21 protein-coding genes are annotated in these 25,229 nt (G+C 71.2%); 5 read left to right on the top strand and 16 right to left on the bottom strand.

Annotation, left to right across the window (positions count from 1 at the left end; all coding sequences use genetic code 11):
• Positions 1–21: 21 nt before the first annotated feature.
• From BDK92_RS27830 to BDK92_RS27820, 3 genes are all read right to left on the bottom strand, one after another.
• Positions 22–1,104: a Wzz/FepE/Etk N-terminal domain-containing protein gene (locus BDK92_RS27830; RefSeq protein WP_170208704.1), complete on the bottom strand. Its 1,083-nt coding sequence runs from the start codon at positions 1,102–1,104 to the stop codon at positions 22–24.
• Positions 1,105–1,131: 27 nt separating this feature from the next.
• On the bottom strand, positions 1,132–2,646 hold the full coding sequence (locus BDK92_RS27825) for an O-antigen ligase family protein (RefSeq protein WP_121159352.1): 1,515 nt from the start codon (positions 2,644–2,646) through the stop codon (positions 1,132–1,134).
• Between the two features lie 310 nt (positions 2,647–2,956).
• A complete protein-coding gene (locus BDK92_RS27820) occupies positions 2,957–3,451 on the bottom strand; it encodes a peptidase inhibitor family I36 protein (protein ID WP_170208703.1) in 495 nt (164 codons plus the stop codon).
• A 264-nt stretch (positions 3,452–3,715) separates the two neighbouring features.
• On the opposite strand from BDK92_RS27820, the gene BDK92_RS40460 reads away from it, so the two are divergent.
• On the top strand, positions 3,716–5,044 hold the full coding sequence (locus BDK92_RS40460) for a helix-turn-helix domain-containing protein (RefSeq protein ID WP_246017279.1): 1,329 nt from the start codon (positions 3,716–3,718) through the stop codon (positions 5,042–5,044).
• Positions 5,045–5,072: 28 nt separating this feature from the next.
• Here BDK92_RS40460 and BDK92_RS27810 read toward each other — a convergent pair whose 3' ends face one another.
• Positions 5,073–6,014 carry a hypothetical protein gene (locus BDK92_RS27810; protein ID WP_147457134.1) on the bottom strand — a complete coding sequence of 314 codons (942 nt, stop codon included), beginning with the start codon at positions 6,012–6,014 and terminating at the stop codon, positions 5,073–5,075.
• A 204-nt stretch (positions 6,015–6,218) separates the two neighbouring features.
• Entirely contained in the window at positions 6,219–7,376 is a 1,158-nt protein-coding gene (locus tag BDK92_RS27805; RefSeq protein WP_121159349.1) for a glycosyltransferase family 4 protein, read from the bottom strand.
• 421 nt (positions 7,377–7,797) lie between these two features.
• Between BDK92_RS27805 and BDK92_RS27800 the strand changes: the two genes are divergently transcribed.
• From BDK92_RS27800 to BDK92_RS27785, 4 genes are all read left to right on the top strand, one after another.
• Positions 7,798–9,690: a CocE/NonD family hydrolase gene (locus BDK92_RS27800; RefSeq protein ID WP_121159348.1), complete on the top strand. Its 1,893-nt coding sequence runs from the start codon at positions 7,798–7,800 to the stop codon at positions 9,688–9,690.
• A 709-nt stretch (positions 9,691–10,399) separates the two neighbouring features.
• Positions 10,400–11,506 (top strand): L-dopachrome tautomerase-related protein, encoded by a 1,107-nt coding sequence (locus BDK92_RS27795; RefSeq protein ID WP_121162644.1) that lies wholly within the window; start codon positions 10,400–10,402, stop codon positions 11,504–11,506.
• A gap of 30 nt (positions 11,507–11,536) precedes the next feature.
• Entirely contained in the window at positions 11,537–12,334 is a 798-nt protein-coding gene (locus tag BDK92_RS27790; RefSeq protein ID WP_121159347.1) for a GNAT family N-acetyltransferase, read from the top strand.
• A 153-nt stretch (positions 12,335–12,487) separates the two neighbouring features.
• Entirely contained in the window at positions 12,488–13,516 is a 1,029-nt protein-coding gene (locus BDK92_RS27785; protein WP_121159346.1) for a DUF4331 family protein, read from the top strand.
• Positions 13,517–13,670: 154 nt separating this feature from the next.
• On the opposite strand, the gene BDK92_RS27780 is transcribed toward BDK92_RS27785, so the two are convergent.
• From BDK92_RS27780 to BDK92_RS27730, 11 genes are all read right to left on the bottom strand, one after another.
• A complete protein-coding gene (locus BDK92_RS27780) occupies positions 13,671–14,057 on the bottom strand; it encodes a DUF4345 domain-containing protein (RefSeq protein ID WP_170208702.1) in 387 nt (128 codons plus the stop codon).
• A gap of 197 nt (positions 14,058–14,254) precedes the next feature.
• Positions 14,255–15,007, bottom strand: coding sequence for an SDR family NAD(P)-dependent oxidoreductase (locus BDK92_RS27775; RefSeq protein ID WP_121159344.1), 753 nt, complete (start codon positions 15,005–15,007; stop codon positions 14,255–14,257).
• Positions 15,008–15,044: 37 nt separating this feature from the next.
• The gene (locus BDK92_RS27770) at positions 15,045–16,520 is read right to left on the bottom strand and encodes an aldehyde ferredoxin oxidoreductase N-terminal domain-containing protein (RefSeq protein WP_121159343.1); all 1,476 of its coding nucleotides are present in this window, start codon (positions 16,518–16,520) and stop codon (positions 15,045–15,047) included.
• The gene (locus tag BDK92_RS27765) at positions 16,511–17,806 is read right to left on the bottom strand and encodes an L-fuconate dehydratase (RefSeq protein WP_121159342.1); all 1,296 of its coding nucleotides are present in this window, start codon (positions 17,804–17,806) and stop codon (positions 16,511–16,513) included. Before BDK92_RS27765 ends, BDK92_RS27770 begins: the two co-directional genes overlap by 10 nt.
• Positions 17,803–18,636, bottom strand: a complete 834-nt coding sequence (locus BDK92_RS27760) for a fumarylacetoacetate hydrolase family protein (RefSeq protein ID WP_121159341.1) — start codon at positions 18,634–18,636, stop codon at positions 17,803–17,805. Before BDK92_RS27760 ends, BDK92_RS27765 begins: the two co-directional genes overlap by 4 nt.
• Positions 18,633–19,469, bottom strand: a complete 837-nt coding sequence (locus BDK92_RS27755; RefSeq protein WP_121159340.1) for an amidohydrolase family protein — start codon at positions 19,467–19,469, stop codon at positions 18,633–18,635. The genes BDK92_RS27760 and BDK92_RS27755 overlap by 4 nt, the downstream gene beginning before the upstream one ends.
• Positions 19,466–20,491 (bottom strand): aldo/keto reductase, encoded by a 1,026-nt coding sequence (locus BDK92_RS27750; RefSeq protein ID WP_121159339.1) that lies wholly within the window; start codon positions 20,489–20,491, stop codon positions 19,466–19,468. The genes BDK92_RS27755 and BDK92_RS27750 overlap by 4 nt, the downstream gene beginning before the upstream one ends.
• Entirely contained in the window at positions 20,488–22,050 is a 1,563-nt protein-coding gene (locus BDK92_RS27745) for a sugar ABC transporter ATP-binding protein (RefSeq protein WP_121159338.1), read from the bottom strand. The genes BDK92_RS27750 and BDK92_RS27745 overlap by 4 nt, the downstream gene beginning before the upstream one ends.
• Positions 22,047–23,039 carry an ABC transporter permease gene (locus tag BDK92_RS27740; RefSeq protein WP_121159337.1) on the bottom strand — a complete coding sequence of 331 codons (993 nt, stop codon included), beginning with the start codon at positions 23,037–23,039 and terminating at the stop codon, positions 22,047–22,049. The genes BDK92_RS27745 and BDK92_RS27740 overlap by 4 nt, the downstream gene beginning before the upstream one ends.
• Positions 23,036–24,112, bottom strand: coding sequence for an ABC transporter permease (locus BDK92_RS27735; RefSeq protein ID WP_121159336.1), 1,077 nt, complete (start codon positions 24,110–24,112; stop codon positions 23,036–23,038). The genes BDK92_RS27740 and BDK92_RS27735 overlap by 4 nt, the downstream gene beginning before the upstream one ends.
• Entirely contained in the window at positions 24,109–25,194 is a 1,086-nt protein-coding gene (locus BDK92_RS27730) for a mandelate racemase/muconate lactonizing enzyme family protein (protein ID WP_121159335.1), read from the bottom strand. Before BDK92_RS27730 ends, BDK92_RS27735 begins: the two co-directional genes overlap by 4 nt.
• Positions 25,195–25,229: the final 35 nt, after the last annotated feature.

Genomic DNA, 25,229 nt, shown 5'->3' with positions numbered 1-25,229 from the left:
CGGCGTCCCGGTGCCGGGCGGTCACTGCCGGGCCGCGGGCACGGTCCCGGCCGGGCCCGCCACCGCCTCGACCGACGGTGCGGCGACCGCCGACGAACCGGCCTGCGCCGCGAACTCCGGCGCCGCGATCGCGGCCGGTACCGTGACCGGCTGGGCCGGCGGCCGGATGGCGGCACGACCACGCGCGAACAGTTCGAGTACGCCCACCAGCAGCACTCCCAGCAGCAACCCGGCACCGGCCACCGGCAGCGCGGTCCGGACCAGCTCCGCCAGCCGGCTCACCGCGCGCACCGCGCCGATGCTGGTCACCTGGGCCGGATCGGCCGCCTGGGTCTGGGCCCGGGCCGCCTGCAACCCCTCCCGCGCCTGGGCGAGAGCGCTGGTCGCCGCGTCCCGCCGGGCGAGCAGGGCCTGGTAGTCGGGGAGCTTCGGTCCCAGCTCGTCGAGCTTCTTCTGGGCGGTGTCGATCGCCGCCGCCGCCGCGTCGGCACCCCGGCCGTTGCCGACCGCCTGCATGGAGAGCTGCTGCTGCCGCAGGCTGGTCAGCTCACTCAGCGTCGCCTGGTAGATCCGGTCCGGTTGGGAGACCTTGTTCGTCTTCTCCCACTCGCCGATCGCCTTGGTCGCCGAGGTGACGTCGGCGTTCGCCGCCTCGACCTCCCCGGTGGCGATGCCCACCTGGGAGGAGAAGAGGAAGGCCAGTGCCCGGGTCGTGGTCGCGGTCAGCACCGGTGCGACGGTCCCCCGCTTGCTCGCGGTGTACGTCACCTCCAGTTGGCTGCTCGCACCGACCTGGGTGACGGCGAGCCCGTCGCGCAGCCGCTCCGGCGCCACCCCGGTGTCACCGGCCACGTCGGCCACGACCCGGGGCGAGGTGACGGCCGCGCCGAAGGCCGCGACGAACTGGTTCGCCGCCTGGGTACCGGAGTACTGGGTGCCGGCCGTACCGCCGACCAACGCCGGGGCCGCCACGTACGCGGTGCCGCTGTACTGCTGCGGTGCGAGCAGCACGATGCCGGCCGCGGCACCGGTGGCGAGCACCGGCACCCCCACGAGCACCCAGAGCCGCCGCCGGGCGACCCGCAGGTAGTCGACGATCTCCACGCTTGTTTCCCCAATGCTGTCGTTCACTCAAACCGGGACAGTGGTGCTTCGTGGCGGTTCGCCGACCGGGTTCGGCGCCGGCCGGCGGGCGATCGCACTGGCCGCCGCGGCGAAGGCGACGAAGTACCAGAGCGTGACCACGTTGGATATAACGTTGGAAGCGGCGCTGATCGCCACGAACGCGGTGGCGCAGCCGGCGAAGCCGACCGCGACGCCCCGCTCGAAGCTGGCCGGGGGCGCCCGACGCAGCGCGGTCCGCGCGGTGTAGAGGAAGGCGACCAGCATCGCCAGGTACGCCCCGAGACCGAGCAGCCCGGTTTCCACGTACGCCCGCAGGAAATCGTTGTGCGGCTTCTTCGCCTCGTCGGTCTCGCGCTGGGTCATGTTCGGCCCGATGCCGGTGACCGGGTTGCGATTGGCCAGGGTGACGATCTCGGTCCAGTAGCCGAGCCGCCAGGCGAGGGTGTTGCCGGTCGGGTCGCCGCCGACGGCGCGGGAGTTGGCGAGTTGGGCGAACCGCTCACCGACCGCGGGGACCAGCGCCACCCCCGCGACCGCCACCAGACAGAGCGTGACCAGCATCCGTTTGCTGCGATGCAGCACCGCGACCACGACCAGGCCGATCGCGGCGCCGAGCAGGGCGCTGCGGGTGTTGGTGAGCAGGAGGAAGAGCAGGGAGAGGGCGAGCAGGACGCCGAGCACCACCCTCAGCCGTCGCCCCAGGAACCGGTAGACCGCGAACCCGAAGATCACCATGAACATGAGGTAGCGGCCGAACGTGGTCGACTGGCTGAACGTACCGCTGATCCGGGTGAAGTCGCCCTTCACCTCGGCCGGCGGGTTTCCGAGCAGCGACAGGACCACCGTGTAACCGAGCGCCAGCACCAGCGAGGCGTAGCAGGCGATCAGCACCCGACGGATGCCGACGGTGTCCGGGATGAGCTGTTCCAGCACCACGAACATCACCACCACGGTGAGGATCCGCAATGCCTCCAGCAGGCTGTTCGACGGTCGGGCCGCACCGAGCGCACTGATCAGGCTGGTCACGCCGACCAGCAGCATCGCCCAGCTCAGGGGCGAGCCGCGCAGCCGCCCGTGTCGGCGCAACTGGGCGGCCAGCCAGAGCCCGGCCGCGAGCAGGAACAGCACCGCGAGCAGGGTGGACGGGTCGGCCGCCCGTGCGGTGTCGGCCGACCCGGCCTGGCCGGCGCTGGGTCCGGTGAGCTTGAACAGGTCGACGCAGGAGCGGACCGCGAGCATCAGCAGCACGTACCCGGCGAACCGGGTCAGTGCCAGGACCGCCACCGCGATGCCCGCGACCGCGGCGAGCGGCAGCACCACACCCTTACGGTCCCCGGCCGCCATCGACAGCCCGGCGGCCACCGCCACGACCGTGACGACAAGTGCCGCGCCACCGGCGAGGAGGCGGGAGCCGGCTGAATCGCCGAGCGCGGCGAGTCCCCCGGTGGGGGCCCTGCCCCCGGCCGGAGTGCCGCCCGGGGGCGGTACCGCGCCGACCAACTGCTGCGTGTGTTGTTCCACTGGTCCCACTGAAGCCGAATCGACGCTGCCCCGGCCGCTGCCGGGCGCGGCCAACCGATGTCCTCCCGGCACGAAGATCGGTTCAATCTAGCCCTGCTCGCCCGGGCGACAGAAGGGGCCGTTGTGCCGACCGGGCCATCCTCCCCCCGGGCCACCGGACCGTCCACCCCGGGCCGGGAGCGAAGGAAGGGTCCCTTGTTAACGCATAGCGTTAACAAGGGACCCTTCCTTCAGCGGGGAGCGGCGGGCGAGCGGGCACTCATCCACCCTCCCGCCGGCGGTCACGCTGCCGGGCGGCGCAGCGCCGGGATCAGGAGAACTTGACCGAGCTGGCCCGGTTGCTCCAACCGCTGCCGACGGCGCCCAGGTTCGCCGAGGCGTCGATCCAGGTCGACGAGGCGCCGCCGAAGTTGACACCGTCGAAGAACCTCACGTCACACTTGTTGTAGGTGCGTACCGAGCTGATCCGGTTGCTCCAGTTCCCACCGCTGGTCACGCCGAGGTTGTCCCACTGCCACTCGCTGTCGTACGCCGGGGTGCACGCCCTCGACTGAACGAAGGCGAGCGAGGCGCCGGAGTAGTTCGTCCCGTCGTAGACCCGGGCGATGGTGAGCGCGGCGGGCGTGACACCACCCTGATGTCGCGCCTGCGCCTCGGTAGCGGCGCAGGTCATCGTCGCGTGGTCGAGATCGACCACACAGTCCCGGGCCGACCCGGTGGCCAGCGCGGGCGCCCCGGTCAGCCCCAGCAGTCCGATCGAGCCGGCCAGTGCCCCGACCATGGCGATCATCCGTGTCCTCATCATGGTTCCTCCACTCACTCCACCGACCGCGTTCGAGGGCCGACGGCGCCGGTCGGATGAACGGCCGCGGGTCCACGGGTCGCTTCGGCGAACTGTCGGACCTGCCCTCGTACTCATTGCTAGGCGCTGGTCCGGTTGACCGGAAAGATCGACGGCTCCGGTCAATCAATTCCGGTCAAGTCCACGCGTATGGCAAGAATCCGACACCGGTGGGGGCACGGCTACCGACATCGGCGACCATGGGACGAGGAGCTGCCAGGAAACACCTTGGGGGCGAGAAACCACGTGGCCCGTCAGGAGCGACCGGTCGATCCCACCGCCGGTCCACTACAGGAATTCGCGTACGAACTCCGCAAGCTGCGCGCCGAGGCGGGCAACCCGACGTACCGGGTGCTCGCCAGATCGGCCGGGTACAGCGCCACGACGCTCTCCGAGGCGGCCGGCGGGACAAGGTTGCCGACCCTGGAGGTGGTGCTCGCGTACGTCGGCGCGTGCCACGGCGACCCCGCCGCGTGGCAGCGACGCTGGTCCGACACGGCCGCCCGGACAGCCCCGACGGGTGAGGCGGCCACCCGTCAGGATGCCGGCGCGGCGGCAATCGTCGACGCACCGGCGACCGGCCCACCGCACATCGCCGAACCACCGCCGACCGCCGACGCGGCGGCGACCGGGCGGGCCGGTGCGATCCGCAGGGGCGCCGCCCGGTGGCGGTGGCGCAGGACCACGGTCGGCGCGGTCGGGGCGGTGACAGCGCTGGTCGCGGCGGTGATGACGGTTTTGGCCGCCACCTCGCCGCCCCCGGACGAAATCAAGCCGCACCCGCCGGCCTCCGCCGCGCCGAACTGCCCCGGTGTGCCGCCCGACGCCGCCTTCACCGGTGTCACCTACGGCGGCGGCGCGCACGTACGCCGCGGGGCGTCCCGGGACGACGCACTGGTCACCACGATCCCGCCACACTGCACGGTCGGATTCACCGGCTTCTGCGTCGGCGAGAAGGTGTACGACAACACCGGCGGTACCCCGGACGTCCGGTGGTTCAAGACCGCCGACGGTGGGGTGGTCTCGTCCGCCGTCATCCACGGCAACCCACCCCGTACCCAGTCGGCGTCCGACTGCCCGAACGGACGGCCGGCGCCCACCGCCGTGAGGTTCGCGGTCACCGCGGCAGATGGCGTGATCAACCTGCACGCCAGCGGCACGGACCTGGACATCGTCGGCTTCACCGCCTCGACCGGCGCCGCCTCGACCGACGCTGGTCCGACCGACGCTGGTCCGACCGACGCCGCCTCGACCGACACTGGTCCGGCCGACGCTGGTCCGGCCGCACGACAACCGGGGGCCTGGCGACAGCTGGCGCTGGCCGACGTACGGCACCCGGCAGACGGGGCGAGAGTCCGATTCGACGCCCCGGGCGCCGCTCACGAGCCGGTGATCCTGGTGGCCGCCGCGTGCCTCGGTGGCGACAGCCCGACCGGCGTGGTCGAGGCACGCCGGGTGCACCCGGCGTACCCGGGCGAATCCGTTGCGGTGACGCTGGCGCCGGAGCAGCGTGGCGCGGCGGCCAGCTCGGCCTGCCGCTATCCGAACCGGGGCTAGATTCTGTCCTGCGAATCATGAACCCCGCTCAGTCGCCGGTTGAGGGGGTTGCCGCGGCACAGGTGCTGCCGGCGTAGCGGAAGAGGGAGTCGGTGACGTCGTCCCGGATCGACCGGCGCCGGGTCAGTGAGTACGTGCTGACCACTGGTTCCGCGGCCAGCGGGTCCGGTCGGACCGGGCAGGCGTCGAGGCGGTCGAGCAGCCACACCCGTTCGCCGCTCGGACCGGTGCCGGTACTGAACGACAGGGTCAGCGCCGTGGTGCCGACGTACCTGGGCGGCGGGGCCGACTCGAGGGTGGGCTGGGTCAGGCAGGCCGGCGTCGTGTCGACCACCCGGGCCATGATGACGACGTGCCCGTCCGGCTCCTCGGTCGCTCGTATCGACCGGGGTTGCGGCGCGACCTCGATCCGCTGCCAGTCGTCCCAGAAGTTCCCGGTCGGGCTGGGTGCCGCCGGTGGCGGAGTGCCGGTCGGCAGGAGCACGTCGCACCGCCGGGCGTTGCGGTGCAGCTCGTTGAGGGCGGTGCTGTAGACGCCGTCGCGGTGCAGCGCTTGAAGGTACGGCGTGACGTCACTCGGAATCCGCGCCTCCAGCAGTGTGAAGAGCCGGTCCAGATAGGCGTCCAGGAGTTCCGGTCCCGGCTCGACCTCGTCCGCCGATATCGACAGCAGGTGACGCAGGCCCGTCGGACAGGTGCTGGCGAGCGACGGGATGTTGATGACGAGCGCGGCGGCCTGGACGGGATCGTTGCAGACCTCGGCGAACGCGGCCCGCTCCCGCGCCTCCTGCTCCGCGTCCAATGACGCGGCCCGATCGTCGATGTACCAGGTCGCGACCGAGGCGAGCGCGATGAGCGCGGCGCCGAGCATGGCGCCAACCGATCGGGTACGACCTCCACCGTCGCCGCCACGCCTCGGTTCCGGCTCCGCCGGCCCGGCGGGTTCGTCGTCACCTGTCCGCTCCGCCACGATCGACACCTCTCTTGACCGTCCCGGCGCCACGGTAGTCAATCGCGACAACGTCCCGGATCCGGCGCGCGGCGGGCACGGCTCCGAGGAGCGACCTTCATGATCCGCGAAACAGAACCTGGCCCGACGGCGGCGTTCCTGGTCGCACGCGAACTACGGTCAACCGGTGACGGTGACGGTGACGGTGACGCGGGCGAGGTGCGGTCAACCGTTGACGGCGGCCCGGGCGGCGAGTCGTGCCCTGGCCCGCCGGCCGGGGGCCGGGACCAGGTCGAGGTAGAGCCGTTCCAGTTCCCGGGCGGCGATGTCCCAGCTGTACATCCCGGTCACCCGCTCACGCAGCGTCTCAGCGCCGGCCCGCTCGACCGCCGGCTCAGCGAGCAGCACACCCAGGGCCCGTACCAGGTCCTCCTCGTCGCCATCGCGGAACAGTCGCCGTCCCGGTGCGTCGGACTCCAGCACCTCGACGTGCGGCGCGATGTCGCTCGCCACCACCGGCAGCCCGTACGCGGCCGCCTCCAACAGGGTCAACGGCAGCCCTTCCAACCGGGAGGGCTGCACGAACCCGGCGGCGTTCGCGTACAACTCGGCGAGCAGGTCGCCGTAGGCGAAGCCGGTGAAGACGATCCGCTCGTCGCCCTCGGCCTCACGGCGCAGCCGGGCCACGAAGTCGTCGGTGAACGACGACCCGCCGACGATCGCCAGGCGCATCCGGGTGTCGGTCCGACGGAACGCACGAATCAGCAGGTCGGCGGCTTTCTCCGGGACCAGCCGGCCGACCAGCAACAGGTAGCCACCGGGGGCCAGCCCGAACCGGGCCTCGATCTGTCGGGCCGGCAGCGGCTTGGCCGGGTTCACACCGTTCGGGATGTAGCTCGTCGGACGACCGAACCGGGTCTCGTAGTGGGCGGCGAGCCCCCGCGACACGGCGACCCGCTGGTGCGGGACGTACCCGCTGAGCCAGTGGGCGCTGCCGAGCACGGCCCTCGCGCCGACCCCCCACTTGTCCCGCTGGTTGTCCAGGCCGTGCACGGTCAGCACCACCCGGGAACGGGACAGCCAGCGGGGCAGCGGGGCGACCAGGCCCGGCCCGAGTCCGTGGTAGTGCACGATGTCCGGCCGCTCGGTCATCGCCGCCGCGGTTGAGGTGGCGGCGTGCACGATGGCGTCGAGGTGCTTGCTCGCGACCGTACGGACCTGGCGCAGGCGTACGCCCCGGTACTGGTCCAGTGGCATGCTGCCGTAACTCTGCCGACAGTAGACGGTCACCTCGTGGCCGAAGTCGGCCAGGCGGCTGGCCAGCTCCTCCACGTGCCGCTCGATCCCACCGTAGGTGGCCGGCATGCCCTTCTGACCGATCATCGCGATCCGCAGCGGTCGCCAGTCGGCGGCCGGTCCGGCGGGCTGCGCGGGAAGGACCCGCCGGACCGGAGCACCGGGGCCATATTGGCCGGGAATGGCAGTATTTCCAGCATCGTGGTCTAATTCCTCGGCCTGCAGGTCGGGATGGACCACGATGACTCCCTGCGTGACTAGATGCGCGCCCTCTGTCCGGGCAGATCAACACCCTGCCACGAACGAGCCGATCAGCCCGCTGAACATCTGTCGGAAAAGATCACCTATGGCGTTCATCACCCGTCGCAATGCCGTCCGGGTGTCCCCGAGACGAACCACGGTGTCCCCCGGTCGAACGGTGCACGAACAAATTCCTACAGGTGAAGATGGCCAACCGCGCGGGCCGCCGCCTAACCTACGCACGCTTCTGACCTAAAAGGAGAACTGCATGGGTCGCATCAGCAGGCTGTGGCGCGCGGGTATCGCCGTGCTCCCCGTGGCCGCGCTCGCCGTCGTCGGGGCGGCGCCACAGGCACTCGCCATCGACACTCCCGCGATCGTCGTACAGGACGGTGTGACGCAGCCGGTCTTCGGCTACGCGGACGCCATCCGGGAACGCCTCTTCATCGACTCCACATTCGACAGCGACAAGGACGGCCTCCGGGACATCATCGCGTTCGACGTGATGCGCCCCAAGGCCACCGCGAATGGCCTCAAGGTGCCGGTCGTCATGGACGCCAGCCCCTATTACTCGACCGTCTGCCGTGGCAACGAGTCCGAGTGCAAGGCTGACCTGGACGGCGACGGCCTGCTCGACAAGTGGCCGCTCTTCTACGACAACTACTTCGTGCCACGCGGCTACGCGGTGATCCTGCTCGACATGGTCGGCACCAACAACTCGACCGGCTGCCCGACCACCAACGCCAACGAGGACAACCTCAGCGCCAAGCAGGCGATCAACTGGCTCAACGGCCGGGCCACCGCCCGCAACGCCGCCGGTCAGGTCGTCAAGGCGGACTGGCACAACGGCAAGACCGGCATGATCGGCAAGTCGTACGACGGCTCGCTGGCCATGTCGACCGCCGTGACCGGGGTCAAGGGCCTGACCACCATCGTGCCGATCAGCGGCCCGACCGAGTACTACGACTACGTGCGCAGCAACGGGGTCATCACCCGGGGCAACAGCTACGTGGCGTCGCTGGCGAACACGGTGACCAACCCGGAGCGGCGGGACTACTGCAAGCCGACCCGGGACGCGATGGCCGCCGCCGACGGTGACGAGACCGGCGACTACACCTCCTTCTGGAACGAGCGCAGCTACGTCAAGAAGGTCCCGAACATGACCGCGAGCGTGCTGCTGTACCACGGCCTCAACGACGACAACGTACGGCCGGACCACTTCAGCAAGTTCTGGTACGCGCTCGCCGAGAACAACGTGCCGCGCAAGCTGTGGCTCTCCCAGGAGGGACACGTCGACCCGTTCGACTCCCGCCGCGCCGTCTGGGTGAACACCCTGCACCGCTGGTTCGACTTCTGGCTCCAGGGCGTGCAGAACGGCATCATGGAGGAGCCCCGGGTCGACCTGGAGCGTTCCGCCGACGTCTGGGAGACGTACGCCGACTGGCCGGTGCCGGGCAAGGCCGAGACCGAGATCTTACTCCAGCCCGGCACGACCGGTGCCGGTGGCCTTGGTCTGGTCCCGACCGCGAAGCCGGTCAACGGCGCGTTCCAGGACAACCCGACCCAGAGCCAGAACACGATGATCCTCAACCCGGACACCGTGCAGCCGAACCGGCTCGCGTTCCTCTCCGCTCCGCTCACCGCGCCGCTGCACATCTCCGGTACGCCGGTCGTGCAGCTGCGGGCCACGGCCGACCAGACCGACACCAACCTCGGTGCCATCCTGGTCGACTACGGCACCGCCGAGCGGGTCAACCACCGGGCCTCCGGCGAGGGCATCATCACCCTCGAGACCTCTGACTGCTGGGGTGAGACCAGCCCGACCGACGACGGCTGCTACAAGCAGACCCAGAAGCGGGTGGCGACCTCCGACCTCGAACTGGTCACCAAGGGCATCATGGACGCCCAGAACCGGCAGTCGATCCGGATTGCGGTGCCGCTGGTGCCGGGCGAGGCGTACAACTACTCCTTCCCCCTGCTGCCCGAGGACTACGTCTTCGAGCCGGGCCACCGGATCGGCGTCATCATCGTCGGCAGCTACTCGCAGTACTCCAGCCAGGCCGACCAGACCCGGGCCAACATCGAGGTCGCCCTGAAGAGCAGCAACATCGTCCTGCCCGTGGTCGGTGGCACCGCCGCCGCGCACGCCGCCGGACTCTAACCAGGAACCCCGGGACGTCCTCCACCTGGACGTCCCGCCGGTAAGACCGCGGGCCGGCGGTCACATCAGCCCCGCCGCCGGCCCGCGGCCCCCCCGGATGTAAGGAAGGGCCCCTTCTTATCGTTATCGGTAGAGGAAGGGGCCCTTCCTAACATCCGACAGGATGTGAGCATGGCCAACTAAGTGACGATCCCCCTGCTGCCCTGTGCGGACATCGACGAGATCAGCACGTTCTACCGCGCCCTCGGCTTCGCACAGACCTACCGGCAACTGAGCCCGAATTCGTACCTGGCACTGCGCCGGGGAGAAGACCTCAACCTGCACTTCTTCGGTATCCCCGGCTTCGACCCCGAGCAGTCGTACGGCAGCTGCCTGATCGTCGTACCGGACATCGCGGCGATCTACGAGGCACTCGCCGAGGGTATGCGCACGACGTACGGCAAGCTTCCTGTCACTGGATCCGGTTCACCCGGGCGGCCGGTGCCGCCGACGTACCCGGTCAGGAGCCGGACGCCGACGCCGCGCCCAGCCGACTCACCGAGGCGCTGCGTAACGCGGTCGTGCTCGGCGACAGCCACGGCGACGACCGCCAGGCGGCCACGAAGAGCTGACCCCCGCGCACCCCGTTTGCCGCCCGAACGGTTACTTCCGGACAGATATGGGAAGTATCGGCCCGGACCACGGTGGTCACGGCAAGGGGGTACGGGAGATGAGCGACCGGTTGGCCAGCGACGAGCCCATGGGCGACCTGGAGGTGGTGGCGACCTTCACCGGCCCGATGCCGACCGGAGTGAGCGTCTCGCACACCGGCCGGATCTTCGTCAACTTCCCCAAGTGGGGCGACCAGGTCACCGCCACCGTCGCGGAGGTCCGGAACGGGGAGACCCACCCCTACCCGGACCAGGCGTGGAACAGCCCCTCCGGGGACGACGATCCGGAGGCGTTCGTCTCGGTGCAGAGCATCGTGGTCGACCCGGCGGACCGCCTCTGGGTGCTCGACACCGGCAGCCCCATGCTCCAACCCACCCGGCCCGGAGGTCCGAAACTCGTCCGGGTCGACCTGGACACGAACAAGGTCGCCCAGCGGATCGTCTTCCCCGCCGACGTGGCGCTGCCCACCACCTACCTCAACGACGTCCGGTTCGACCTGCGGCGCGGCCCCGCCGGCACCGCCTTCATCACCGACTCCGCCGCATCCAGCGGGGAGAACGCCATCATCGTGGTCGACCTGGCCAGTGGTGAGGCGTGGCGCCGCCTGCGCAACCACCCCTCCACCAAGGCCGAGCCCCTTTCCGACTTCCGTCCCCTGGTGGAGGGGCGTGAGTTCATGAAACGCCCGGCCGACGGTCCGCCGGCGCCGGTCGACATGGGCTCGGACGGAATTGCCATCTCGGCCGACGGCAGCCGGCTCTACTACTGCCCGCTCGCCTCCCGCCGGCTGCACAGCGTCTCGGTCGACGCCCTGGTCGACCGGAACCTCGACGACGCCCAGGTCGCCGCGACGGTGGTCGACGAGGGCGACCGGGGCAGCGCCGGCGACGGGCTGGAGAGCGACGACGCGGGACGGATCTACCTCACCGCGTACGAGCACAACGCGATCCTGCGCCGGCACCCGGACGGGCACCTGGAGACGGTCGCCCACGATCCACGCATGCTCTGGCCGGACACCATGTCGGTCGCCACCGACGGGCACCTCTACTTCACCGCCAACCAGTTGCACCGGCAGCCGGACTACCAGGGCGGGGTGGATCGTCGGCAACGGCCGTACCTGCTGTTCCGGGTGCCGATCGACGCCGGCCCGGTGCTGCTGAGGTAGCGCCGACCAGGGCTGTGTGATCATCTTCGGATGCCGTTGGAGAGTGTGCACGACCGCACCGAACTGGCCGACCTGCTATGTCGTACGCCGGACCTGCGGGCGTACGAGCTGGGCGACCTCGACGACCGGTTCTGGCCGTACACCAGTTGGTATCGGCGCGGCGACGCGCTCGCGCTGCTCTACCACGGCGCCGGCCTGCCCATCCTGCTCGCCCTGGACACCCCGGACCGGTCGGAGCCGCTGGCCGGGCTGCTCACCGAACTGCTGCCGCTGCTGCCACGGCGGTTCTACGCCCACCTCTCCCCCGGCCTGGAGCACGCGCTCGAGCCGGCGTACGAGGCCGAGTCGAACGGCCCACACCTGAAGATGGCGCTGACCGACCCAACCCGGCTGGTCCGCGCCGACCGGTCGGACATCCCGGCCGGGGCGCTCGAGACGGTCGAGCTGACCACCGCCGACCTGCCCGAACTGGGCGCCTTCTACGAACTCGCCTACCCGGCGCATTCGTTCGCGCCGGGCATGGTCGCGAACGGGCCGTACCTCGGTCTCCGGCGCGGCGGTGAGCTGCTCGCGGTCGCCGGGGTGCACGTCTGGTCGCCGAGCTACCGGGTCGCCGCGCTCGGCAACGTCGCCACCCACCCACGGGCCCGGGGCGGTGGGCTCGCCACGATGGTGGTCTCGGCGCTCTGCCGACGTCTGCTGGCCACCGTCGACCGGGTCGCGCTGAACGTCAAGGCGGAGAACGCCCCGGCGGTCGGCCTCTACCACCGGCTCGGCTTCAGTCCGGTCGCGGAGTACACCGAACTGACCTTCACCGCCCGCGACTGAGGCGCCGGTCCCGGCCGGGCCGCCGGTCTGGGTGGGCCGCGCCCCTCCGTCGCGCGGCCCGCTGCGGGCGACGATCTGGCAAAACTCCCGAAACCGGGTGAATCAGGTAGTAAACATAGGGACGCAGGCAGTTGCCACAGCAGGAGGCGCCCCGTGTCGCATCACCTCGACTCCCCACTCGCCCGGGAGGACAGCCGGCTGGACCTGACCGACCAGTTCGTCTTCCGCGGCGACACCGGAACCGTCTTCGTCATGAACGTGAACAGTTCCGCGTACGGCAGAGACGGCAAGCCCGGCTTCCACCCGGAGGGACGGTACGAAATCAAGATCCATCTCGACGGCTCGCCGGTGGAGGAACTGACCTACCGGCTCGCCTTCACCGAGATGGACGCCAACGGCGACCAGGCGCTCACCCTGCACGCCCTGACCGGACCGGACGCCAGCGACGACTCGGCCACCGGCGACATGATCGCCGAAGGCCGCACCCACGAGCCGATCTCCGGTGCGAACGGGGTGCGGGTCTGGGCCGGCAAGGCGAACGACCCGTTCTACATCGACCTGAAACAACTCGAGGCGATCGACGCCGCGGTCAGGAACGGCGCCAAGCTCGACTTTTCCGGATGGCAGGCGAAGAAGGCGAAGAACAGCTTCGCCGGCACCACCATCCACTCGATCGTGATCGAGGTCCCCGACAACGATCCCCTGCTCGGCACCGACCGCGACATCTGCACGTGGATCGCCACCAAGCTCGCCACCGACGCGGGCGGCTGGCGGCAGATCAACCGGGAGGGGCACCCGATGGTCTGGCCGATCTTCCGGCCCGTCGACAGCGAGTGGGCCAGCGACGCGAACACGGGCCATCCCGACACCGACATAACCATCGACGGCGAACAGATCGCACAACTCGTCGCAGGGGTGGTCGCCGCCAACGGCACCGCGGACGACCCCGCCGCGTACGGCCGGGCGGTCGCCGACCGGCTGCTGCCGGACCTGCTGCCGTACCGCCTCGGCACCACCGCCAGCTTCGGCTTTCTCGGTTTCAACGGCCGTACGCTCGCCGACAACGCGCCCGAGACGATGTTCTCCCTCGCCCTGAACACGGCCACCACCTCGGGACTCTCCCCGGAGCAGTTCGCCGACACCCGCAGCGCCCAGTTCCCGTACGTGGTCGCCGCCGGCTAGCCCCCGGCGTCGGTCGGCGTCGGTCGGCGTCCGTCCTCGCCCGTTCGACAACCCCGGCCGTCCCCGGTGACCTCGATCGGCAGCACCGGCCACAGCCTCATGATCGGGGCGAGCGCCGATGCCCGCGGTCCGGCGTCCACCGCAGGTCATCGTGTCAGGACGCGACCTCGGCCACCCTGGCCTGCCAGAGCAGCACCATGGGTACGACCACCAGCTCGATCCCGAGCGCGCCGAGAAACACCGGGTGCGGCCAGCCGGACACGGCGATGCCGAGCAGTCGGGCCAGCCCGCCGACGATCACCACACCGAGTACGGCACGGAGGAGACCCGTGGCGCGTTGCACCCGGGGTACGGCCCACCAGACGGCGATTCCGGCCGCGAACCAGAACGCGTTGGCAAACCGGTACTCGCTGTCCACTGTGGGGTGGACGGCTCCGACGCCCGGCAACCCGGTGGGCCCGGCCACCATGCCCCACAGGCCCGAGACGACCGACACCGTGGCCAGAATCGCCAACACGACCTGCAGACCTCGTCGGCTCACCACGCCCACCCCCGCTCGCTGTGCCGACAGGCTACCCACGCAGCGCCCCACCCGCCGCCCGCCGCCCACGCCCGCCGCCGCCCACGCCCGCCCGCGTCACCGCCGCCGCCTGCCGCCGCCGCCTGCCGCCGCCTGCGCCGTGGGCGTTAGGAAGGGCCCCTTCCTATACAGAAAGCGATAACAAGGGGCCCTTCCTTCTACTTGGAGCGGGGGAGGCGGAGACCGGACATGCCGCCGTCGACGGCGAGCGAGGTGCCGGTGGTGGCACCGGAGAGCGGGCTCGCCAGGTACGCGACCGCCCCGGCCACCTCCTCCGCGCGGACCAGTCGGCCGGTGGGCTGCCGGGCGGCGAGCCGCTCCTTCTCCCCCGCCGGGTCGTCCGCCCTGGCCAGCAGCCGACCGACCCACGGCGTGTCCACCGTGCCCGGCGCCACACAGTTGACCCGGATTCCCTCGGTCACCAGGTCGGCGGCCATCGCCAGGGTGAGCGCGTGCACCGCCCCCTTCGACGCGGAGTAGAGCGCCCGCTGGACGATTCCGGCGGTCGCCGCGATCGAGGAGGTGTTGACGATCGCCCCGTGCGCGCTGCGGCGCAGGTAGGGCAGCCCGGCCCGGGTGGTCCGTACGATGCCGATCACGTTGACGTCGAGCACCCGCTGCCACTCGGCGTCATCGTTCGCCTCGACCGTGCCGACCGCACTGGTTCCCGCGTTGTTGACCAGGATGTCGATGCCGCCGAACGCGTCGGCGACCGCCGCCATCGCCCGGTCCAGGGATCCGGCGTCGGCGACGTCGGCGACCTGGCCGAGGGTCGCACCGCCCTGCTCACCGGGGTTGAGGTCGAGTACGCCGACCCGCGCCCCGCCGGCCACGAACGCCTCCACGCACGCCTTGCCGATTCCCGACCCACCGCCGGTCACCACCGCCACCAGCCCGTCGAACTCGCCCACTGCCACTACCTCTCTTCCGTACGTCGGCCGAGCCCGGTCAGGCGAACTCGGTGAATCCCAGTTGCCGGTGCAGTTCGGCGACCGCCTCGGTGAAGGCGGCCCGGTCGAGGACGGCTCCGGCGTACCGGCCGAGGGCGACCGGTTCGGTGAAGAACCGGTCGGGCAGGGTGTCCGCGTCCAGCCCGATGCCGAGCCGATGGTTGATCTCGCGTTGCAGTCGCAGCCGTCGCGCGCCGAGCGCCAGCACGTCCGGCCGTTCCCCGGTGACCGCCTCGACCAGCTCCTCGACCAGCCCGAGGGTGAGTGGCCGGGTCGGTGTCGCGGCGAACGCGCAGACGCCGAGGGCGTCCAGGCCGCTCCAGAGGCGCAGTAGCTGCGCCGTCCGGGTGACGTCCAGCTCGTTACGGGGGCGTGGCACGGTCGCGCCGAGCAGGCGCAGCTCGGGATAACTGTGCGGCAGCCCTTCCTCCGGGTCGAAGTCCAGGTCGTGTTCGACGATGTCGTAGCGCGGCCCGATCGGGGCGACCGCGTAGCCGAGGCCGAGGTTCGGTTGGACCCGTGGGTCGAACGGCGGCAACTCGACGCCCTTGCTGGTCATCGCCGTCTTCGGGGCGACGCGGGCGGCTCCTTCGCCCAATGGGTCGCCACCGGCGGCGATCCTTTCGACCACCGCCGGTACGTCCGCCGCCGGCACCCCCGCCGCCGCCAGTGTGCCGCCGAGCGACACCGGGTCCAGTCCGAGTTGGAGGCAGCGGGCGTGCAGCGCCCACGGGTCGGCGATACCGAGGTTCGGCCCGAGCATCGCCAGCGCCTCCTGGTGCAGCCCGGCTCCGGCGTACACCTTGACGCAGTGCGAGTTGCCGGGCACGGCGCCCGCGTACCACCGGGCGAGCCGGTCCAGCGTTCCCGGGTCGGCGACCGGCACCGGTTCCGGGCCGGGTACGCAGACCACCGCCTTGACGTTCTTTGCCCCGAGCACCGCGCCGAGGCCGAGACGGGGCAGCGGATGGTCCCGGCAGGTGACGATCGAGGCGTACCGGACGCCGTGCTCGCCCGCCGGGCCGATCACCGCCACCGCCGCCCCGTCGCCGTACCTGGCGAGCAGGGCATCGGTCGCCGCGCCGGTCTCCTGACCCCAGACCGCCCCGGCCGGCTCCAGCCGGGCCCGGCCCGCCTCGATGACCACACATACCGGTTCGGCGGCCCGGCCGTACAGCATCACCCCGGTGACCCCGGCGGCCCGGAGTCCGGCCGCGTACGGTCCTTCGGCCCGCGTTTCGGCCACCGCGCCGGAGAGCGGGGAGATCCCGATCGCGGCGCACCGGGCCAGCCCGGGGCCGGCGACCCCGGCGACGGCACCGGCGACGAGGGCCAACGGTGCGCGGGCCGGTTCGGTGGGGCCGGTGAGCAGTCGCCGGAGCGCCTCCAGCACGGCGATCGGTCCACCGAAGCCATCGGCTTCCGGGATCGGGAAGCTCTCGCCGGTGTCGAGTTCGACGTGGATCAGGACCACGCGGGCCCGTCCGGGTAGCGGTACCGGGCCAACGTGTCCGGGTGCATCTGCGCGGAGAAGCCGGGCAGGCTCGGCGCGCGGTACGCCCCGTCCACGATCACCACCGGGTCGACGAAGTGCTCGTGCAGGTGGTCGACGTACTCGATCACCCGGTCGTCGAGCGAGCCGGAGACCGCGACGTAGTCGAACATGGACAGGTGCTGGACCAGTTCGCAGAGGCCCACTCCCCCGGCGTGCGGGCAGACCGGCCGGCCGAACTTCGCGGCGAGCAGCAGGATCGCGATGTTCTCGTTGACCCCGGCGACCCGGCACGAGTCGATCTGGACGAAGTCGACCGCGTCGGCCTGGAGCAGTTGTTTGAAGACGATCCGGTTCTGTACGTGTTCGCCGGTGGCGACCCGGATCGGTCCCCCGTCCGGTGTGACGTGGGCCAGCCCGCGCCGGATCGCGGCGTGCCCGAGCACGTCGTCCGGGCTGGTCGGCTCCTCGATCCACCACGGGGCGTACGGGGCGAGCGCGGTCATCCAGTCGATCGCCTCGGCGACGCCCCAGCGCTGGTTCGCGTCGACCGCGATCCGGATGTCCGGTCCGACGACCTGCCGGGCCAGGGCGAGCCGGCGCAGGTCGTCGGCGCGGTCGCCACCGACCTTCAGCTTGATCTGCCGGTAGCCGTCGGCGACCGCCTGCTTGGCGAGCCGGGTGAGCTTCGCGTCGTCGTAGCCGAGCCAGCCGGGCGAGGTGGTGTATGCGGGGTAGCCGCGCCGTTCGAGTTCGGCGATCCGGTCGGCCCGCCCGGGCAGCGCGGCCCGGAGGATCTCCAGCGCCTCGTCCGGGGTGAGCGCGTCGGTGAGGTACCGCCAGTCGACCAGGTCGACGAGCTGTTCCGGGCTCATCTCGGCGAGCAGCCGCCAGACCGGTTTGCCGGCCACCTTGCCGGCGAGGTCCCAGGCGGCGTTGATCACCGCGGCCGTGGCGAGGTGGATCACGCCCTTCTCCGGGCCGAGCCAGCGCAGTTGCGAGTCGTGGGTGAGCCGCTTGGCGAACTCGCCGAGGTCGTCCACGGGTTGGCCGACGATGAACGGCGCGAGCGCGTCGATGGCGGCTCGGCACACCTCGTTGCCCCGGCCGATGGTGAAGGTGAAACCGTGGCCGTCGATCCCGCTGTCGGTACGCAGCACCACGTACGCGGCGGAGTAGTCGGGATCGGGGTTCATCGCGTCCGAGCCGTCGAGCTCGCGGGAGGTCGGGAAGCGGATGTCGTACGTCTCAACCCCGGTGATGATCATGCCGCGTCCTTGACGACCGAGCGCTGCCGTCCGAGGCCGTCGATCTCGACCTCGACCACGTCACCGGCGGACAGGTACGGGAACCGCCCGGAGAGCGCCACGCCCTCGGGAGTGCCGGTGCTGATCAGGTCGCCCGGGTCCAGCACGGTGTACTGGGACAGGTGCCAGACCAGGTACGCCACGTCGAAGATCATGTCGGCGGTGTTCGAGTCCTGCCGTACCTCGCCGTTGACCCACGAGCGCAGGCCGAGCCGCCCCGGGTCGCCCAGCTCGTCCGGGGTGACCAGGTACGGGCCGAGCGGGTTGAACGTCTCGCAGGACTTGCCCTTGGACCACTGTCCACCGGAGACGGCGAGCTGGAAGTCGCGCTCGGAGACGTCGTTGGCGAGGGCGTACCCGGCGATGTGCGCCAGTGCCTCCTGCGGCGAGGCCAGGTAACGGGCGGTACGGCCGATCACCACGGCCAGCTCCACCTCCCAGTCGGTCCTGGTCGACCCGCGCGGCACCAGCACGTCGTCGTACGGGCCGACGACGGTGTTCGGCGCCTTGTAGAAGACGACCGGCCACTCCGGCTTCGCGGCCCCGGACTCGGCGGCGTGCGCGGCGTAGTTCAGTCCCACACAGAGCACCACACCCGGACGGGCGATCGGGGCGCCGATCCGCAGTCCGGTGATGTCGATCTCCGGCAGCCCGGCGACGTCGGACACCCCGCCCGCCGCCAGGAACGCCCCGTCGATGTCCCCCGTGATGCCGGACAGGTCGAAGTGGCGACCGTCCGTGTGGGCCACCGGGCGCTCCGCGCCGACCGGACCCACCCGCATGTACTTCATTCGATCTCCAACTTGTAGGTGCTGATCGCCGTGGTGGCGAAGATGGCCTCCGGAACGCCGCCGAGGATCTGCTCCAACGCGTCCCGTACCTGCCGGTAGGTGGCGGCGAGTTCGCAGACCGGCCAGTCCGAGCCGAACATGAGCCGGTCCGGGCCGAACAGTTCGACCGCGCTCGTCACGAACGGGCGCAGGTCCTCGACCGTCCAACCGCCCGGGTCGGCCTCGGTTACCAGGCCGGAGAGCTTCGACACCACGTTCGGTTGGGCGGCGACCGGCGCCACCAGGGTCCGCCACTGTTCCAGGCCGGCGGTGCCGGCCGCGATCCGTGGCTTGCCGAGGTGGTCGAGGACGAACCGGCCCGCCGGCAGGGCAGCGGCGGCCCGCGCCACCGCCGGTAGCTGCTCGACCCGTACCACCAGCTCGTTGACCAGGCCGGCGGCGGCGATCGTACGGAGTCCGGCCCGCACCTCGGGCCGGTCCAGGTAGTCGTCGTCGGGCTGGCCCTGCACCTGGTCGCGGATGCCGACGAGCAGGTGCCCGCCGGTGCCGGCCCGGTGCCCAGCCAGGGTGTCGGCGAGCGCCGGGTCGGTGAGGGAGGCCCAGCCGACCACCCCGGCGATCTCCTCGGTGCCGGCGGCGGTGGCCAGGAACTCGGTCGTCTCGGCGGCCTCGCCCCGGGCCGCCTCGACCAGCACGGTCCGGTCCACACCGGCATCGCGCAGGTTGCGCCGCAGGTCGTCGACGCCGTAGTCGCGGCGGATCCGGGTCAGCGCCGGGTCGGCGAGCCAGGCGTAGTCGGCGGTCCAGAGGTGCTGGTGGGAGTCGACGATCACGGGGTCGGCACCTCCTCGGGCAGCAGTCCCGCGTCCTTCAGGTCCCGCCAGAGCTGACCCGGGATCGGATGGGCGAACATCTCGGCGGCGTCGGTCACCTCGTCCGCCGAGCGGGCACCGACCACGACGCTGGCCACCGCCGGGTGGCCGAGCGGGAACTGGATCGCGGCGGCCCGCAGCGGCACCCCGTGCTTGGCGCAGACATCCTGGATGGCGCGGGCCCGGTCCAGCAGTTCGGCCGGCGCCGGCAGGTAGTCGTACGTGGCGCCGGGCTTCGGATCGGCGAGCAGGCCCGAGTTGTAGACCCCACCGGCGATCACCGAGACGCGTTCCCTGGCGCAGAGCGGCAGCAGCTCGGCCAGGCCGGACTGGTCCAGCAGGGTGTACCGGCCGGCGAGCAGCACCGCGTCGACGTCGCCCGTACGGACGAAGTCGGCGAGCATCTCGGCCTGGTTCATGCCGACCGAGACCGCGCCGATCCGGCCCTGCCCACGCAGTTCGACCAGGGCCGGCAGGGCGCCGGCGAGCGCGTCGGCGTAGTGGTCGTCGGGGTCGTGGACGTGCAGCACGTCGGCCCGGTCCAGGCCGAGCCGGTCCAGGCTCTCCGCGTACGACCGGCGGGTGCCGTCGGCACTGAAGTCCCAGGCGGGGGTGAGGTCGACCGGCTCGGCCCAGATCTCGTCGTTGTGGTCGACCGGCTCCGGGTCGGGTTCGCGGTGCCGGCCACCGCGCGGCGCCTCCCGCCCCGGTACGAGCAGCCGCCCGACCTTGGTGGAGAGGGTGAACTCGTCCCGGGGCTTGCCGGCGAGCACCGATCCGGCCCGCCGTTCGGAGAGCCCGGCGCCGTAGAGCGGTGCCGTGTCGAAGTAGCGGAACCCCAGCTCCCAGGCCCGTTCCAGGGTGGCGGACGCCTGCGCGGCGCCGACCGCCCGGTAGAGGCCACCGAGCGGGGCGAGGCCGAGACCGAGTCGGGTCACCTCGACGTCGGTCGTACCGAGTCGGTTCCGTTCGATTGGGTTCACGCGGCTGGCTCCCCTGCTGCATCGGGCCGGTCCGGGCCGGCGCCCGTCTGCTCCGGGTCCGGTCCAGCGTGGATCATCCGGATGATCGCCTGACTCATCCGGCCGTAGTCGTGGTCGTTGGCGAGTTCACCACGAACGGTGAAATCGTTCATCACCGCTACCCGGTCCGCCAGTGTCACGATCTCGGGAAGGTCGGAGGAGATCAGCAGCAGGGCCATTCCGGCACCGGCGAGTTCGGCGATCAGCTCGTGGAACGCGGCCTTGGTCCGTACGTCGATGCCGACCGTGGGTTCGTCCACGATCAGGATCTCGCACTGCGCGGCGAGCCACTTGGCGAGACTGACCTTCTGCTGGTTGCCGCCGGAGAGCTGGCCGGCGAGCTGTCGCGGGGACGCGGCCCGGATGCCGAGCCGCTCGGTGTAGTCGGCCACCACGGTCCGCTCGGCCCGTTCGGTGACGAGCCCGGCGCGGGCGATCCGCCGCCAGATGGTCACCCCGATGTTGCGGGTGATCGGCTGGTCGAGGAAGACCCCTTCCTCCTTGCGGTTCTCCGTGACGTACCCGATCTTGTAGCGGCGCAGGGCCTCCCCGACGGTACGGATCCGCACCGGCTGGCCCTGCACCTCGACCGTGCCGCCGGTGATCCGGTCCAGTCCGAGCAGCGCCTTCGCCAGTTCGCTGCGGCCCGCGCCGACCAGCCCGTACAGGCCGAGGATCTCGCCGGGGCGGACGGTGAGGGACACGTCCCGGTGCCCACCGGCGGTGCTGACCCGGTCCAGCCGCAACGCCGGCCGGGTCTGCGGGTCGACCTCGCGGGCGGCGAGCGTCACCGACGCGTACGCCCGGCCGACCATCAGGTCCACCACCTGGCCCTGGCTGTACGACTCCAGCGGTTCCGCCTCGGCCACACTGTGCCCGTCGCGCAACACGGTCACCGTGTCGGCGATCGCGAACACTTCCTCCAACTTGTGGCTGACCAGCACCACGGCGCGCCCACCGTCGGTCGTCAGTTTGCGGACGATGGCGTAGAGCCGGTCCGCTTCGTCGCCGGTGAGTGAGGCGGTCGGCTCGTCGAGCAGCAGCACCTTGCTGTCCAGGCTGAGCGCCTTGGCGATCTCGACCAGTTGGCCATGGGCGACGGAGAGGTCGGCGACCGGGGTGTCCGGGTCCAGGTCCAGGTCGAGCAGGTCCAGGCAGCGGCGTGCCTCGGCCCGCATCCGGTTGCGGTCCACCACGCCGAGGCGACGGGGCAGGTGGTGCAGCACGATGTTCTCCGCGATGGAGAAGGCGGGGATCAGGTTCCGTTCCTGGTGCACCACCCCGATTCCGGCCCGCTGGGCGTCCAGCGGCCCGGTCAGGTGCAGTTCCTTCCCGTCGAGCACGATCCGCCCGCCGTCCGGGCGGTACACCCCGGTCAGCAGCTTGACCATGGTGCTCTTGCCGGCACCGTTCTCGCCGAGCAGCGCGTGTACGCTCCCCGCCGCCAGCCGCAGGGTGGCGCCGTCCAGCGCGCGTACCCCCGGGAACGTCTTGACCAGGCCCTCGGCCGTGAGTATCACGACGACCTCCGCAACAGCTTCTGCCGGGCGGTGCCGAGCAGCACCGCACCGAGGACGACCGCGCCGACGATCAGGTCGATCCAGCGCCGGTTGATGTCGAACTGGGCCTGGAGCACGTCCACCAGCCGGACGATGAACGCTGCCAGGCAGGTGCCGGCGACGCTGACCGCACCGCCGGTGAGCGCCACCCCGCCGATGATCGGCGCGGCGAAGCTGGGCAGCAGCAGGTCGTCGCCGATGCTGGAGTTGACCGATCCGGAGGAGGCCACGGTGATCACCGCGGCGACCCCGGCGAGCAGCCCGGAGAGGGCGTGCGCGATCACGATCGACCGGTCGTTGGAGATGCCGGAGAGGCGGGCGGCGAACGGGCTGCCGCCGCTGGCGAGCAGTTGCCGACCGGTGACCGTACGGGCGAAGAAGAAGGCGACCAGGGCGGCCACCGCGAGCGCGACCAGGAACACCACCGGTAGGCCGAGCAGCGAGGCGCGGCCGAACTCGCGCAGCCCCGGGGAGTAGCCCTGGAAGGTGTCGGGGCCGTTCACCCCGTACCGGAGCCCTTCGATGATGGTCATGGTCGCCAGGGTGACGATGAAGCCGTTGATCCGGGTGAAGACCACCAGCAGGCCGTTGGTCACCCCGGCGACCAGGCCGACCAGGAGCGCGACCCCGATGGCGAGCGGGGCCGGTAGTCCGGCTTCCAGCATCGCCCAGGCGGCGACCATGGCGCAGAAGCCGGTGAGCGCGCCGACGGACAGGTTCATCTGGCCGATCGCGAGGACCACCATCTGGGCCAGGCCGATGACGATCGGTACGGCGAGGAACCGGAAGAACGCGCCGAGGGTGCCGGCGGAGAGCAGGTTGCCGTTGGTGGCGATGGCGAGCGCGACGAACCCGGCGAGCGCGACCAGGACGAGGGTGAACTCGGGGCGCCGGGTCAACGACCGGAGCCGTCCGGCCGGCTCGACCCGTGCGGTCAGCAGCTTGGTCATGCCTGCGCCCCCCTGCGTTCGGCGAGTACGTGACGCACCCGGTCCAGCGAGAGTGCGACCAGCAGCACCAGCCCGATGTAGAGCTTGAGCTGGTCGAGTTGGAACTGCAGCAGGTTCAGTCCCTTGTAGATGACCTGGGTGAGGGTGGCGCCGAGGACCGTGCCCAGGATGCTGACCGCGCCGCCGGCGAGCAGTGTGCCGCCAAGTACCGGACCGAGGAACGACGGGAGCAGGAACTGCTCGCCGATGCTCGCGGAGAAGGCGCCGTTGTTCGCGGCGAGCAGGAAGCCGGCCAGACCGGCGAGCAGGCCGGAGAGCGCGTGCGCCTGCACCACCCGGGTGCCGGTGGGGATGCCGGAGAGTTCGGCCGCGCGGGCGTTGTCGCCGGTCATCAGGATTTCCCGACCGAGCCGGGCGTAGCGGAACAGCAGCCCGACCGCGAGCGCCGCGACCAGCGCGAACGGTACGACCAGTGGCACGTTCGGCCCGCACACGTTGCCGATGCAGTAGTCGGCGAAGGTGTCGTTGCGCAGCGCGGTCATGCTCGTCGGTTGGCCGCTGAAGGCGACCCCGTCGGTGAACCGGGTGTAGAGGATCGTGATCAGGCCGATCATGGCGAAGTCCAGGGCGAGGGTGACCACGAAGGAGTTCACCCCGGTACGCGAGATGATCAGTCCGGCCAGCGCGCCGAGCAGGGTGCCGACGGCGAGCCCGATCACCAGCCCGACCGGCAGTGGTACGTCGAGCCGGTCGTACGCCAGTCCCATCGCGAAGGCGCTCATCGCCGCCATCCGCCCGACCGCCATGTTCATGTGCCCGAGCGAGAGGACCATGAGCTGGGCCAGGCCGACCACCGCGTACACGCTGATGTCGGCCTGGAGCGGCACCAGGGTCAGCGCGGTGTTGAGGAACGCCGGCCGCAGCGTGCTGAAGAGCACGACCAGCCCGATCAGCAGGACCACCAGCCCGAGGCGGGGGTTGGCCCAGAGTGGGATGCCCGGCGGCTTACGGGGCGCCGGAGGCTCGGCCGCCGGTGGCGCCTCCGGTGTGACCGTGGTGGTCTGATCACTCACTGGACTCTCCGGTTGTCGATCGCGTCGCGGTCCCAGTCGATGCCGAGGCCGGCGGCGGTCGGTGGCAGCGCGTGCCCGTCGACCACCTCGATCTCGTTCCTGGTGATCGCGCGTAGTTGCGGGATGTGTTCCAGGTAGCCGCTGTTCGGTACGGCGCAGCAGAGGCTGACGTGCAGTTCCATCAGGAAGTGCGGGCAGACCGTCACGTTGTACGCCTCGGCGAGGTGGGCGACCTTCAGCCACGGGGTGATGCCGCCGATGCGGGCCACGTCGACCTGGACGATGCCGGCCGCTCCCCGGTGCAGGTAGTCGCGGAACTGGGCGATCGAGTACATCGACTCGCCCACCGCGACCGGGATCGACGTGGCCGAGGCCAGTGCCACGTGCCCGGACACGTCGTCGGCGGGCATCGGTTCCTCGAACCAGTATGGGTCGGAGGGTTCGAGCAGCCGGGCCCGCCTGATCGCCTCGGCCGAGGTGAGGGACTGGTTGGCGTCGAGCATCAGGTCGAAGTCGGGTCCGACCTCGGCGCGTACCGCGGCGAGCCGTTCGGCGTCCTGGACCGGGGAGCGGCCGATCTTCAGCTTCGCCCCGGGCCAGCCGGCGGCCTGGCTGGCCTTGGCACCGGCGATCAGTTCGTCGGTGCTCAGGTGCAGCCAGCCGCCCTCGGTGTCGTAGAGCGGGATGCGTTGCTTGGCGCCACCGGCGAGCACCCAGAGTGGCTGGTCGGCGTCGCGGCACCGCCAGTCCCAGAGCGCGGTGTCGACCGCGGCCAGGGCGAGCGAGGTGATCGCGCCGACGGTGGTGGCCCGGGTGGCGGCGAAGAGGTCGCGCCAGACCGCCTCGACCCGGCGGGGATCGGCGCCGACCAGTCGGGGCACGAGGTAGTCGCGCAGCAGCGCGAGCACCGCGGTCCCACCGGTGCCGATCGTGTACGCGTAACCGGTGCCGGTCCCGCCGTCGTCCGTCCGGATCTCGACGAAGACGGTCTCCTGTTTCAGGAACGACTGGACGGCGTCGGTGCGTACGGTCTCGACCTCCAGGTCGACGAGGTACGCCTCGGCGTGGGTGATCGCGGGCAACGAGGCTCCTTGACGGGATGGCGCGGTACGAGGGG

It is taken from the genome of Micromonospora pisi (genome assembly GCF_003633685.1).
In the GTDB taxonomy this organism is placed as follows: domain Bacteria; phylum Actinomycetota; class Actinomycetes; order Mycobacteriales; family Micromonosporaceae; genus Micromonospora_G; species Micromonospora_G pisi.
Note: the sequence above shows the minus strand (reverse complement) of the source record. Positions and strands in the feature narration are given on the sequence as shown.

What these genes read in the sequence shown, in the direction of transcription:
- BDK92_RS27820 (WP_170208703.1), bottom strand. Translation starts at nt 3,451, where the DNA reads ATGATGAGGACACGGATGATCGCCATGGTCGGGGCACTGGCCGGCTCG.
- BDK92_RS27805 (WP_121159349.1), bottom strand. Translation starts at nt 7,376, where the DNA reads ATGATCGGTCAGAAGGGCATGCCGGCCACCTACGGTGGGATCGAGCGG.
- BDK92_RS27800 (WP_121159348.1), top strand. Translation starts at nt 7,798, where the DNA reads ATGGGTCGCATCAGCAGGCTGTGGCGCGCGGGTATCGCCGTGCTCCCC.
- BDK92_RS27795 (WP_121162644.1), top strand. Translation starts at nt 10,400, where the DNA reads ATGAGCGACCGGTTGGCCAGCGACGAGCCCATGGGCGACCTGGAGGTG.
- BDK92_RS27790 (WP_121159347.1), top strand. Translation starts at nt 11,537, where the DNA reads ATGCCGTTGGAGAGTGTGCACGACCGCACCGAACTGGCCGACCTGCTA.
- BDK92_RS27765 (WP_121159342.1), bottom strand. Translation starts at nt 17,806, where the DNA reads ATGATCATCACCGGGGTTGAGACGTACGACATCCGCTTCCCGACCTCC.
- BDK92_RS27760 (WP_121159341.1), bottom strand. Translation starts at nt 18,636, where the DNA reads ATGAAGTACATGCGGGTGGGTCCGGTCGGCGCGGAGCGCCCGGTGGCC.
- BDK92_RS27740 (WP_121159337.1), bottom strand. Translation starts at nt 23,039, where the DNA reads ATGACCAAGCTGCTGACCGCACGGGTCGAGCCGGCCGGACGGCTCCGG.